The organism is Streptomyces sp. NH27 (assembly GCF_056859195.1).
This window is the reverse complement of record NZ_JACEGK010000008.1, coordinates 25,377-37,854: the sequence shown is the minus strand read 5'-3', so window position 1 is coordinate 37,854 and position 12,478 is coordinate 25,377. Positions and strand designations below refer to the sequence as shown.

Here is a 12,478-nt window from a genome sequence, read left to right as displayed (position 1 = left end):
CCCCTCATCCCCGCCCCATCCGCCACCCACCATGCGGTACAGTATCCCCGCAGCGTCTTTCCGAAGCCGCTCGCCTGCGGATGGAGTTTAATGGTAGAACATGAGCTTCCCAAGCTCAGAGCGCGGGTTCGATTCCCGTCATCCGCTCCATATAAAAGCCCCAGGTCGAAGACCTGGGGCTTTCTCGTTGTCCAGACCACGTGAGGAGTCGCACCGCTTCCGCACCACATCTGGCGGTTGATCGGTACTCTCACTCGGTGTGCGGCAGCGAAGCATTGTCCGTTGTCACCCTTGGTCTCCCACGACGGCGTCCCAGCGCTCAGTACGGGACAACGTGAGTGCACCCACCCACGACGGATCGACAGGGTCTTCCCACGTCTCCGGGAGCCGGAGAAGGTGCTCAAGCGCTTCCCTTGGGAGCGGTGGACCGTACTGCATACCGGGTTCACCGTCCGGAGAGGTCCGGCGTTCCAGCCGGCAGACCTCGACCCAGCCACGATCCACAAGGCCCAGGAGAGCGGCCGCGACGTCCTCGTCCGAAGCCGGCTCGCCACGGCCGTCCGCACTGCCGCACGCATACGGAAGGATCCCCCACACCTCCTGGGCGCAGACCAGCAGATCCCGCTCCACCCGTGTCAAGCCGTCCCACAGCGCATCCTTCACCGTGCAATCCTCCCACCCAGCCGTACCGTCCTCCCGCCCCCGCACGCCGGTCGGCAGCCCGCAAGGTGCAGGTTGGTACGAGCCCGGCGCCTGGCGCACGGCAGCCAGTCGGAGCGAGGCCGCGCTCGGCGTCCCAGCGCAGCGCATCTCCTGGGAGTTGATCCCGCCCCGGGTACGGGTCGGTCCAGTCTCCTCGGGAGCAGTCGGCGTCGGTCTTCGTGCCGAACGTCATCGGTGGACGCGCACACGCCGACAAGGGTGTTGGGGCCGGCGCCCAAACCCGAGAACGTACAGAAGACATCAAGGCCCCCCGCAAACAAGCGCGCAGGGGGCTCAGGTGGCACGATGGAACGCGAGCGCCGACCGGTGCCGTGAAGGTCCACGGGGGGGACACCATGGGGGACTTCTCGGGTATAGACCCGACCGGGCTGAAACAGATGATCACGTCGTTCGACAGCGACCGGCAGAACCTGCGGGACCTCGCGTCACGCTACAAGGGGCAGTTCGCGGCGAAGGGGCTCGAGACCCAGGACCTGAGCAGTCTCCTCACGATCTGCGGGTGGCTGGACGACCAGTCGCCGCAGCTCAAACGGCGGGAGAACCTGGCCGCCGCGGCGGCCGCGGGCGACGGGCCGGACATCCACATGGTGCAGATCCCGGAACCGGTCACCGAGACGTCCGCGCAGGCGCAGGCGGACGGCAAGAAGCTGGCCCAGCAGTTCAACGACAACAATGGCGGCAACGGCAAGGCCGGCGACCAATACCACTCGCTTGCCCAGGAGTTGCTGGCCCACCAGGACGACCCGGACTACTGCTCGGCCTTCTACGCCAACCTCACCCCGTCGGAGGCCACCAGCCTTCCCACGCTGCTCGCCACCACCGGCAGCAGCACCGCGGGCAACGACCTGATGGTCTTCAGCCACGCGCTCGGCACCGCGACCGAGGCCGGATACCCGGCACCGGGCTTCGACAAGGTCGTCTCGTACTACACCTCGCCCTGCCCAAGGGCTCCAGCAGCGTGGCCTGGGACCGGGCCGCGATGCTCCAGTACGGCACCTTCCCCACGGACTTCCTGGTCAAGACCACCCGGGCCAACGGACTCGACCAGTTCGCCAAGGACCCCGACCGGCCGCTCAGCGGCGACTCGTTCGACGCCCAAGCGCTCGGGCTGCCGCAGGACGTCGTGACGCTCGACCTCCAGGCGCTGTCCCCCAACGAGGCCGCCACCCAGCAGGTCTTCGCCGGCATGGGCCAGGACCCGGGCAAGACCGACCTGAACGGCAACCTCAAGTCCCTGGCCTCCTACGCCGGCAAGCAGCACGACCCGGCCCTGACCACCGCGTTCCAGAACACCCTCATGGCCGGCTCGGGCGACCACTCGACGCAGGGCCCCTACGGCTCGTACTACGCCCCGCTCCTGCACACCGGAACCGAGACCACCTTCGCCACCGCCGCGATGAGCGCGCTCAGCGGCAGCCACGCGAAGCAGAGCGACTACCAGGACTTCATCACCACCACCTTCACCACCTTCGGCCAGCCCGCGGACGCCACCCCGCAGCAGGCTGGCAACCAGGCCGCCTCTCTGCTGCGGCTGACCGAGAACGCCGACCCGAAATGGGACGCCACCCGCCCCGCGATCCACTCCGTCGCCGACCAGGCCGAAGCGGGCAAGGACGATCCGGACTTCATGAAGGGCTACTACGGCAACGACGGCGCCGACCTCGAATCCAACCTCGCCCTCGAACTCAAACGCCATGGACGGCACCCACGGCAGCACCGTCCTCAGCCCCGACTCCACCAAGATCCTCGGCGAGTTCGGCGACAACCTCGCCTCGGCAACCCGGCTCAGCAAGGACGGCAACCTCCCGCAGTTCGACGCAAAGACCTTCACCTCCCCCCACGACATGTGGTCGGCGAGCATGCTCGTCAAGTACGGCCCGTCCGGCGACAAGTGGGAACCCACGTTCCTGACGAACATGAGCGACGCCGCCCTGCACTGGCGCGCCGACCAGAAGGACAACCTGCGCCCGAGCTACGCGCCGGGGAACATCAGCTTCGGCACGGTCGACGCGTGGGCCGACCCGGCCGACGCCTGGTACAAGGAACTCGGCCTGCACGAGGACGACTTCCACAAGAACATCGCCGAGCAGCAGGACGTTGCCCGGGGCGTGGCCGCCAACGACCCCAGCCTCGCGGTGCTGTCCAAGCTCGGGCAGAACCCGCAAGCTTCCCGCGACCTGCTCTCCGGCGGAGACGGCAGGTTCGCCGCCGACCAACTCGTCAATGACAACTGGCAGACCCCCGGGGTCAGTGACGACTCGAAGTTCCCCGCTCAGGTCCTGCTCGCCGCGACGAAACCCAACGGCCTGGAGGGCGACGAACTGGCGAAAGCATCCACAGCGGCGGCCAACGTCTTCCAAGGAGCGCTGGACAACGGCAACACCGAGAAGAACCGCAGCGCGGACATCAAGGAGCAATACCCGCAGTTGCCCGACCAACTCGCAGAGAGCCTGGCGCAGGTCGCAGCGATCTACGTGCCCGATCTCGCCCAGAGCATGAACGACAACGCAGCGGCGAAGCCCGATCCGAAGCAGGTGCGGTTCACTTCGTCGGTCGACCCGACGACGCACATGCCGCTCATCACCACCGACTACAAAGCCATCGACCAACTGATGCACCAGTTCATGCCAGACCCCCGCGCGGCTGGCCTCTTCGAAGGCAGCATGGACGGATACATGGCCACGGCGGCGCAGAATCAGAAGGCGAACCCGACCGCGGCCGGTGACACGTTGCGGCAGCTCGCCATGCTTGACGGGCAGATGCAGAACGTCCGGGAAGACATGCAGTACACCCCGGCAGCCAAGAAGGACGAGCAGGCCAACAAGGCAGCGATGTGGACATGGGTCGCCGGCGGGGTCCTTGGCACGTTCGTCCCGGGCGAGGAGGAGGGGGCGGTCGTCTCCAACGCCATCCTCAAGAGCATGTCGACGAGTATCGCCGGCAGCACGGCCTGGGGCTCGTATCAGTTCCCGACGGACAATGCCGCCAAGGTGACCAGCCAGGCGCAGGCAGACCAGGACACCGAGATGCGCAGGCTGAAAGTACCCATCGTCCAGGGGCTCATCAGTTCAGGTCAGGTCAGGACTCCGCCGGACAGCAACTGGATCCACGGCGGGAAGCTGGACCCGGCGGCGATCACGGAAGACCCGAGCGGCTTCAATACCTGGTGGAACGAGAACGCCAAGGTCGGAACTCCCGCTTTGGATCTGTTCGGCCAGGCGAAGAACGGTTACAACGACGCCACCCCGCAACGCGCCGCCAACAGCGATGGGGCACAAGACGGTCAATAGGCGGGAAAGCGGCCCCGGACCAGCAGACGGACGACGGAGAGGACCGCGCATGCGGCGCTTGGCACGACACCCCGGAAAGGCCGCGGTGTTCGGCGCCGCATGCCTGCTCGCCGTCGCGGCGTGCGGCGGCCACCCGGGACCGCCGAGCCCGCCGAAGGCCGGACAGGCGCGGGTGATCGGACAGACGACGCACTCCGGGGACATCGGACCCGCAACGGTGGACGGCGAGCGGGGAATCGCGGCCGCCGCGGGCGGCGTCCTCTACATCAACACCACCGAACGCCTGGTGCGACTCGGCACGGACGGCGCCTACACCGACGTCTCCGGCCAGCAGGCCGGCGAGCCGGCGCCGCAGGACCGCGGCCTGAGCGGAGTGGTGGTCCGCAGCGACGGCGCCCTGCTGACCGGCGAGAACGGCCAGATCCTCGCCATCGCACCGAGCGGCAGGATCACCGTACTGGCCGGCACCACGGGCCACCTCCGTTCGCTGACCGCCTCCCTCGCCCACAGCACCCCGGCAGCTGGCTTCCGACTCACCAACGAGGCCACACCGTTGGCGGTGCAGAAGGACGGCACGGTGGTCATCGCCGACGGCAACGCCGTCTGGTCACTCGCGAACGGCCGCCTGACGCTGCGCTACCGGCAGGCCTCGGAGAAGGACCCGCAAGGGTACGTCTCGACGTTCAACGGCTCGACCTCGGCGGCCGATCCCGACGGCACCACCTTCCTCGCGCCGATCACACCGCACCCGCTCACCGACGTGGTCGTCGTCCCCGCAGACGGGCACGCGCCGCACAAACTCCAACTCCCCGCCCACATCGCAGGCGTGACCGTGCCGACCACTCAACTGGCACCCGCCTCTCTGGCGGGCGACGACGCGAACGGCGTCTACGTCACCACCTACGACGTGAAGAAGCGGGGCTCGTACGTCCTCCACGTCCACGACGGCCGCGCCGACCTCGTCGCGTCGAGCACCGCCTCCGCCGAGTCCGACACATGCGACGTACACAAGGCCGTGCCCGCACGCGACTTCCCCTGCTACTTCCCGGACGGCATCGCCTACCACTCCGGCCACGTCTACCTGGCCGGAAACCGCGCCTACGTCCTGGACATCGGCACCGGCACATGACGGCGGGGCCGAAGGTCGGTGCCGTCAGAGTCGGAGAGGTTGACTGGCACACCGAACGGGTCGACCCCGGCGCCTCGACTCCGCCGGGGGCCTTGGACAGGTACCTCTGCGCAGCGTGATCGGCGCCGGGCGCAAGTCTCGGTGCCGAGTCGCTCCCGTCACCCAGCCACTGCCCTGTACGACCTGCTCGTCGCACCACATCCGCACCATGCGCGGCGGCACGGCTCGGTCGGCCGTAGGCGCCAACGGCCAGGGCCCAGCGGGCGCCTCGGGGCCCGTAGCTGCCGCCGGTCAGCACGGATACCGACAAGACCCCCGTGATTCCAAGCTCAGAGCGCGGGTTCGATTCCCGTCATCCGCTCCATTGCACACCTCCAGGTCATGATCCTGGGGATTGTTTGTTGTCTGGACCGGATGATGCATTCCGTGCCCACTGGATTTCCGACGGGAATTCGCCCGTCGCGCCTTCGCTTTCCTGCCTCGGGCGCGCATCCGGTGGCCTCAGCTCCGTTGCGACTTCCCGTCGGCTCTCGGCGTCCAGCGCTGGTAGTACATGGCGACATTCACCGAGTATTGGCCGGCGTGCACTATCAGGGGAAAGGCTTGCCTGGCTCCGCCACGGACAGCAGCCCGTTGGGAGTCTTGTCCGCGGGCCAGTCGAGATGCCGTTGCAGTTCGGTCCCATGAAGGTCGGCAGTACCAAGAAGCGCGCCTCGTCGGCGAAGGCACCGACCAGCCAGCCGCGATGACCCGACTCTGGCAACAGATGTCGATGCTCCGAGGAGTGCGGATCAGGGGTTCGAGCTGGCCCAGCGTGTGGGCGTCATGCCGACTGCCACTTGACCATCGCATCGCCCGCGTCCGCAGCACTGGTAAAGAACTCTCGGAGCCTCGCCAGGTCCCTGCTCACCTCACCAGCCCACCTGGCATCCCAGGGACTCAACCCACGCACATCCATCATCTGCACGAGGGCTTCGTCCGGATCGCGCATGCACTTCTCGATGTCCAGGCCCCTGAGGAACTGCGCGGCAGCAGACACTTCGCTCGGATCAAGCACCGTCACAAGTGTCCCTATGAAGCCGTACTCGGGATCCTCGTACCCTTCCTCACGCGCCTCCCCGCCATAGACGGGCAGTTGGCAAACGCCCTCGGCGCTACGGCCGGTCGTCAGCACGAAATCGATCATGTCGGCGGTACTCGAGACCACCATGATCAGACCGGCACGGTGCAACGGCTCGAACGCCGGGTCACCCCAGTACGGCACCATCTCGGCCAGCTGACTCGCTGTCGCTGCGGCCACCGACTCATTGGAGAGTCGCCGCCAGTAATACTCAACACTCACCTATGATCCCTACGTCACGCTTCTCGCCCGGGCGCCCCGCGCCGACTTCGAGAAGCGTAGGACCGACCACCGACAGCGGCGCGGGCGCGCAGGCCGAAGAGCGGCTCGGATCGGCGCTCAGACTGCCGCCATAACCGCCGTCGGATCACGAATCTCATGATCGCCGCCGGGGCTCGGCCGCCGCACCATATCCGCACCACGAACAGCGGCACGGTGCGGTCAGCCACAGTCCCCAACGGCACTGGTCACATGGGTACTTCAGACCTTTACGTCTCGCTGACCAGCGCGGATGCCGACAAGAACCCTGTGATTCCCAAGCTCAGAGCGCGGGTTCGATTCCCGTCATCCGCTCCAAAGAAAAGCCCCAGCTCAGCGAGTTGGGGCCTTTTGTCGTCTAGACCAATTGAAGAGCCCGCACCACTTGCGCACCACATCTGGCGGTCAATCGGCCTGCCTCTTGACGACTACCAGATTTCGGTCGGCAGAGCGGGGGGAACCGATCCTCAGCGAGCGAGAATGATCTGGCCGTATTGGGTCCGCGTTGGCGGATCTCGCCGCCACGGATCTGATCAGGCGGGGCATGAGCGGCGCGGACGCGGACGCCCCTTGGCAAGGTCCGCGCACTGCGGCATTTCCGTAACAGCCATCCGGCGGAGCACGAAGTGCGGGTCGTGCGACGGTTGCCAGGGCCCCAAGTGCAAGATCCCGACGCCCTGCCTCGAGGAGACTGCCCACCGGCCTCGGCACAGGGGTAGCCACCGAGAGGCCGACCTGTCAGCATTTGATCGGGTTCCTGACCTTCAGGTGGGGGTGTTGCATGACGTCCGTGCAAAACAACGACCAGCGACTGCTCGACCGAATCCTGGATGACCAGCACCGGCGGCTGGCGCCGGAGAAAAGTCGAGACGACTTCTTCACGTTCTTCGCTGCCGACAAGGCGCTCCAGGACTGGGACCTGGACAATGACGAGATCATGGACGGCGTCGTAGACGGGGCACACGACTGCGGAATAGACGGCATCTGGACGTTCGTGGACGACCGATACGTTACCGCGGATGCCCATCGATATCTGTCCTCGCGGGCGAACACGTTCGAACTGGTCATACTGCAGGCGAAGAACACTTCGGGCTACCAGGAAACGGTGATCGAGAAGCTGCATTTTCATCTGCCGACGCTTCTTGATATGAGTCGCGACGAAGCAGATTTGGCATCTCATACCAATGCCAAACTCCTTGATCGAACGCGGCGCTTCCTCCAGATCCTCGAAGAACTGGCGTCATCGTTCCCACAGGTCCGTGTCAGGGTGATCTATGCCAGCAAGGCCGCCGAGGGCCCGCACCCGAACGTGAAATCCAAGGGCGACCGACTGCGCCGGGAACTCGCGAAGATCACCTCCGACACCAAATCGGAGCTTGAGTACCTAAACGCCGCCGATCTGCGCGAGCGCACTGCCAGGGGTGCCAAAGCCGTCGCGCAACTGGTCTTCTCCGAGACCCCAATGAGCACATCAATGGGCGAGGGGTACGTGTGCTTGGCCCGCCTGGATGAGTACTACCGCTTCATCACCTCCGACAACGAAGCACTACGACTTGAGTTATTCGAGTCGAACGTACGCGACTACGCGGGATCAACCGCGGTGAACAGCGCCATCAGCGAGACCCTGAAGTCGGGAACGGGCGAGGATTTCTGGTGGTTCAACAATGCGTAACCGTCGTGGCTGATGCAGCCCAGATCGCCGGGAAGAGGATCGTCGTCAAGGACCCGCAGATCGTCAACGGGCTGCAGACCAGTCATGAACTCTACAGCTACTTCCAAAACGGCGGCCAGCACCGAGACAGGTCGCTCCTGGTCAAGATTGTCGTCGCCCCGGAATCCGGCACGGCACGCGACCGAATCATCAGGGCCACAAATAGTCAAACTCAGCTACCAGCCGGCGCTCTGCGTGCAACCGAGCCCGTTCAGAAGGACATCGAGGAAAGCCTTTCCCACTCCGGCGGCTACTACTACGAACGCCGCGCAAGCTACTACCGCAACCTCGGCTTCCCACTGGACCGGGTCGTCAGCATGTCCCGCCTGGCACGCGAGTTCACCGCATTCGCTCTGCGCGAGCCGCATACAGCACTCCGGCACTCAGAAGCGCTCCTGCTGGATGACCAGCACTACAGCCAGATATTCTCCACAAGGCTGGATCTGGATATCTACCGCCTCTGCCTCGACATTCATACCCGGTTACGCGGTTTCCTGACAAAATATGCGGAAGACCGACCATTGCTCGGGGAGACACTGGAGAACTGGCTGTACCCGCTGTCAGCCATGTCCGCCTACACGCTGACCCGGCTGCGTCAGCCCACTACCCGGGACATGCTCAACATCGACCTCGACCACCTCAGCGATGACCTGATGAGTCGCATGACGGGCACACTCGAACAGAACTTCAAGTCCGCCTTGCGCTACAACAAGGCCGGAGGCGTCGACCGCATCGCCCGCACCCCCGACTTCACCGCCAAACTCCGTCAAGCAGTCATTTCCCAAGGTCGGTACCACATTGAGCGCTAACGGCTCGATACGGTGAAGGTACAGGTCAGTGCGGTGACCACCCGGACTCCCGTGCGAGGCTCGTCACATGTCACGCCTACAGCCGCTTTGAGGGGACAAAGGACGGGGCGCGCCCACGGCTTCGCCGAGCTGTGCACTTACGAGGCGGCCCTCGTCGATACGGTCAGGAGGCCACCCGCCAAGGCTTCCAGATCCTGCAGGTGGAGAACGCGCTGTGGGTCGGCGGCTCCCGGAAGCGGGACGTGCAGCGGCTCCGTCCAGCGGCTGGGGACACCAGCGATGCCGTACACCGCCCCGGCCAGTGCGCCGGTGACTGCCGCGACGGTGTCCGTGTCACCGCCCAGGTCGACGGCTGCCCGCACCGCACCCTCGTAGGAGTCGGTGGTCCGCAGCGCCCAGACCGCGGAGCCGAGGCAGGGCCAGACGGCACCGTTGAACTCCGTGGCCTGCTCGGGTCCCCACTCCGAATCCAGTACGGTCGCGTACCGGCCGCGATGTTCAGCACTCGCTCCGGCCAGGGTGGCGGGGATGGCCTCGACCGGGTCGGCACCGTCCAACGCCACGCGCAGGAGCTCGTGGAAGATCGCGGTACCTTCCCACGCGGCCGGGTCCCCGTGGGTGAGCGCGGCAAGCCTGCGCCCCGCGTCCATGGTGGCCGCCTTTCCACGCCCGCCGAAGAACACCCCCGACGTGGCCGCCCGCATCAATGCGCCATTCCCCGCAGCCCGTTGATTGGTGCGGAAATGGGACTCGGCCGCCTGATCCCACGGCAGACCGTTGGTCAGAACATCCTCGGTCTGCAGCCCGATGTCCTTCGGATCGGCCGCCGCCCATCGCTGAAAACGCGCGAAGACATCCAGCAGGTCCAACCCGCACCGTGTCATCAGCGACTCACCGACATGCACAGCCATCTGCGTATCGTCGGTGGCCTCCCCCACTTCCCAGCCACCACCTCCGCACATCTCACCACCCGCACCCGGCTGTGGAAACCGTGTGGAGAACACCCCCGCCGCACCGAACTCGAACGGCGCACCCAGCGCATCCCCCACCGCTGACCCAACCACGGCCCCGACCGCACGCTCCACACGATCCATCCCGGCATCATAGAAGCGCGGTCCCGCTGCCAGGGTCGGCGTCGGCTCTCCGTCCGCCGGCAGCGCCACCACGCGCCACTACCGCACCAGTTCAGACGGCATCCCACGGACGCGCACGGCAAGGACAGCCAGTCCCCCAAGTCCCACGCAGACGAGGACAAGCTCCCCACCTGCAACGACACCATCCGATCCGAGGGGTGGTGTCACCGGGCCCGGAGACATCGACGGACCGCTGATGAGGGGCTTGAGCACCGGCTTCACCCGAGCCGGACGAGCTCTCCGTAACGTGGATGTGGCTGCTCGGTGCCCAGGCAAGGCCGGACGACGGCGGGGCCATCCGGACCCGCCGGCTTGCGGACCTCGGCCCTGGCCGGCAGGCGCTTCGTCGGCTCGACCACGGACTACGACGTCGTGTTGTACCACTGCTGAGTTGGGTCGCCAGCGCTGAAACCCCCGCGGGCGCAGAGCGGTTGCACCCGCGGGGGTGCGGGTGTCGAGCGGCCGGCCGGGTTCCGGCGACACGGGGCTCGCACGACGTACGGGGACCGCAGCGCCTGACGGGGGCGGCGTGGGTGTCAGCCGATGGAGAGGGCCACGTGCTCGTTGAGCACGACGGTGTCGCGCCTCCGGACGGGTACGGACTCGTCGCGGCGCACGGTGACGGCCGGTTGCCCGCCACGGAGCAGCACCGCGTCGCCGACGCCGCTCAGATGGGTGTAGGACCAGCCGCTGTCGGAAAGTTCGAAGGCTCCGTGCATGCGGCTGATGTCGGGCCGGTTGACATTGATGTCCTTCAAGCTGCGACCGACGGTCACGTAACCCGTCTCGGTCCGGCGCATGGCGACCACGGCATCGTCGACGACCACCCGCACGTCGAGGGTCTCCCGCAGGGTGGGGCGGCCCGCCGTCAACGCACTGTCATAGACGACGCGCAGGGAACGACCACCGGGGTAGTGCAGGACACTTCCGTCGGGGACCGACACCGGCGTTCCCGGCCTGGCCTCCAGCCCCTGGCCCAGTACGACCCGCGCCGAGGACTGCTGGACCCATTGGAAGCCCGGCCGCCCGTCGACGCTGTCGAACCAGCGGAATGATCCGACAACCGTGCTGCCGGCGCCAGGTCCCCCGACGGCCGGCCCGTCCGGGGTCAGGGAGAGCGGAAGGTCCAGCGGGCGGCCGACGTAGAGCCGTGCCGCCTCGCCGTCCCGCTCTTCGAGAAGGACGAGCGTGGCGGCCGCCTGCGGGGAGCTCTCGGCGACCAGCGGGGCCCAGACACGCTGCTCGGCTTCCGCAGACGTGCGCCGCAGGAATCCACGGGCGGGGCTCACCCGCGCCGTCAGTTCCAGCCAGCTGTGCCGGGCCTCGTCCTGGCGGACGAAGAACCGGAACTTCCGGCTGTCGGCGACATGGCCGTTTCGCCCCGAAATCGACCACTCCATGTGGCGGGTGCCGACTCCTACGACGTTGCTGACCAGTTCCTGGCGCCTCGCGGTTCGCTCGACACCACCACTGACCGCGCCGAAACCCGGCGTGATCGAGACGTTCACGCTGGTCGCCGCCTGGCCGTCGGCGTACTCCACGGACGGTGACGGCGCCCAGGCCACCGGAACCGGGAAGCCAGGCGGCGCGTGGAGCCGTGCCGAGACCACGAGGTCGAGGTCGCTCTTCGGCTGCGCGGACCGGACGGTGACGGGGACCGAGACCACGAGATGGCCCGCCGCCCGGACGAGATCCGTGTCCTCCAGGAGCGCGGAAGTGGCCACCTCGCAGTCGATCTCCCCGATGACGACCACCGACGCCTGTGCGTACGGGCCGCTGCCGCGTCCGGGCATCCCAACAACCTCCAGCAACATAAAGGGAATTCGGAGTGCTCCCGGCCCGAGGCCCAGGGCCACCGGGCCACCGGGCCACCGGGCCACCGGGCCACCGGGGAGAGCGGGCCCGGTCCGCTCAGTCGGCCGGAACGGTGGGCTGTGGCGGCAGCACCGGCAGCGAATCGAGGCCGCGCCGCGCCTTCTGATCACCAGGATGCTGGTCGAGTACCTGCTGCCAGTGCTCTCGGGCCGTGTCACGGTCGCCCAACTCCAGGCAGGCCAGGGCGAGAGCGCTCCGGGCGTCCGCGTCGTGCGGATACCAGAACACGCATGCCGAGAAGAAGTCGCGGGCCAGGTCCGGACGGCCGTTGCGGGCCGCGGCGAGGCCGTCGTTGAACAGCCTCGCCGCGTGCGCTCTCATCCGCAGCCGGCCACGCACGGCGAACCGGGAGAGCTCGGTGTCTCCGGCGTCCGGCGGCTCGGAGCCGGTTCCGTTCGACGGTGTGTCGGTCATGCGAGCGCCCTCCGGT

10 protein-coding genes and 1 tRNA gene are annotated in these 12,478 nt (G+C 67.1%); 6 read left to right on the top strand and 5 right to left on the bottom strand.

The genetic code is table 11. The features are described from left to right. The first annotated feature begins 76 nt into the window (after positions 1-76). Both AC13HU_RS01845 and AC13HU_RS01840 read left to right on the top strand, forming a co-directional pair. Positions 77-150 (top strand) — tRNA-Gly (locus AC13HU_RS01845). A gap of 908 nt (positions 151-1,058) precedes the next feature. After that, complete coding sequence (locus AC13HU_RS01840) at positions 1,059-1,850, top strand: DUF6571 family protein (protein WP_483039911.1); 792 nt, start codon at positions 1,059-1,061, stop codon at positions 1,848-1,850. Positions 1,851-2,157: 307 nt separating this feature from the next. Here the strand turns inward: AC13HU_RS01840 and AC13HU_RS01835 are convergent, their stop codons facing one another. Further along, the gene (locus AC13HU_RS01835) at positions 2,158-2,352 is read right to left on the bottom strand and encodes a hypothetical protein (protein ID WP_483039910.1); all 195 of its coding nucleotides are present in this window, start codon (positions 2,350-2,352) and stop codon (positions 2,158-2,160) included. Between the two features lie 65 nt (positions 2,353-2,417). On the opposite strand from AC13HU_RS01835, the gene AC13HU_RS01830 reads away from it, so the two are divergent. Next, positions 2,418-4,013: a hypothetical protein gene (locus AC13HU_RS01830; RefSeq protein ID WP_483039909.1), complete on the top strand. Its 1,596-nt coding sequence runs from the start codon at positions 2,418-2,420 to the stop codon at positions 4,011-4,013. 49 nt (positions 4,014-4,062) lie between these two features. Next, positions 4,063-5,142 carry an NHL repeat-containing protein gene (locus AC13HU_RS01825; protein ID WP_483039908.1) on the top strand — a complete coding sequence of 360 codons (1,080 nt, stop codon included), beginning with the start codon at positions 4,063-4,065 and terminating at the stop codon, positions 5,140-5,142. 823 nt (positions 5,143-5,965) lie between these two features. Here the strand turns inward: AC13HU_RS01825 and AC13HU_RS01820 are convergent. Beyond that, positions 5,966-6,484: a DUF1877 family protein gene (locus AC13HU_RS01820; protein ID WP_483039907.1), complete on the bottom strand. Its 519-nt coding sequence runs from the start codon at positions 6,482-6,484 to the stop codon at positions 5,966-5,968. A gap of 826 nt (positions 6,485-7,310) precedes the next feature. On the opposite strand from AC13HU_RS01820, the gene AC13HU_RS01815 reads away from it, so the two are divergent. Both AC13HU_RS01815 and AC13HU_RS01810 read left to right on the top strand, forming a co-directional pair. After that, positions 7,311-8,192: an AIPR family protein gene (locus AC13HU_RS01815; RefSeq protein ID WP_483039906.1), complete on the top strand. Its 882-nt coding sequence runs from the start codon at positions 7,311-7,313 to the stop codon at positions 8,190-8,192. Positions 8,193-8,197: 5 nt separating this feature from the next. Further along, positions 8,198-9,040: an AIPR family protein gene (locus AC13HU_RS01810; protein ID WP_483039905.1), complete on the top strand. Its 843-nt coding sequence runs from the start codon at positions 8,198-8,200 to the stop codon at positions 9,038-9,040. Between the two features lie 137 nt (positions 9,041-9,177). Here the strand turns inward: AC13HU_RS01810 and AC13HU_RS01805 are convergent, their stop codons facing one another. From AC13HU_RS01805 to AC13HU_RS01795, 3 genes are all read right to left on the bottom strand, one after another. Then, a complete protein-coding gene (locus AC13HU_RS01805; protein ID WP_483039904.1) occupies positions 9,178-10,134 on the bottom strand; it encodes an ADP-ribosylglycohydrolase family protein in 957 nt (318 codons plus the stop codon). A gap of 575 nt (positions 10,135-10,709) precedes the next feature. Next, complete coding sequence (locus AC13HU_RS01800; RefSeq protein WP_483039903.1) at positions 10,710-11,966, bottom strand: hypothetical protein; 1,257 nt, start codon at positions 11,964-11,966, stop codon at positions 10,710-10,712. 118 nt (positions 11,967-12,084) lie between these two features. Continuing rightward, complete coding sequence (locus AC13HU_RS01795; protein WP_483039902.1) at positions 12,085-12,462, bottom strand: tetratricopeptide repeat protein; 378 nt, start codon at positions 12,460-12,462, stop codon at positions 12,085-12,087. Positions 12,463-12,478: the final 16 nt, after the last annotated feature.

What these genes read in the sequence shown, in the direction of transcription:
- AC13HU_RS01840 (WP_483039911.1), top strand. Translation starts at nt 1,059, where the DNA reads ATGGGGGACTTCTCGGGTATAGACCCGACCGGGCTGAAACAGATGATC.
- AC13HU_RS01835 (WP_483039910.1), bottom strand. Translation starts at nt 2,352, where the DNA reads ATGAAGTCCGGATCGTCCTTGCCCGCTTCGGCCTGGTCGGCGACGGAG.
- AC13HU_RS01830 (WP_483039909.1), top strand. Translation starts at nt 2,418, where the DNA reads ATGGACGGCACCCACGGCAGCACCGTCCTCAGCCCCGACTCCACCAAG.
- AC13HU_RS01825 (WP_483039908.1), top strand. Translation starts at nt 4,063, where the DNA reads ATGCGGCGCTTGGCACGACACCCCGGAAAGGCCGCGGTGTTCGGCGCC.
- AC13HU_RS01805 (WP_483039904.1), bottom strand. Translation starts at nt 10,134, where the DNA reads ATGGATCGTGTGGAGCGTGCGGTCGGGGCCGTGGTTGGGTCAGCGGTG.
- AC13HU_RS01800 (WP_483039903.1), bottom strand. Translation starts at nt 11,966, where the DNA reads ATGCCCGGACGCGGCAGCGGCCCGTACGCACAGGCGTCGGTGGTCGTC.
- AC13HU_RS01795 (WP_483039902.1), bottom strand. Translation starts at nt 12,462, where the DNA reads ATGACCGACACACCGTCGAACGGAACCGGCTCCGAGCCGCCGGACGCC.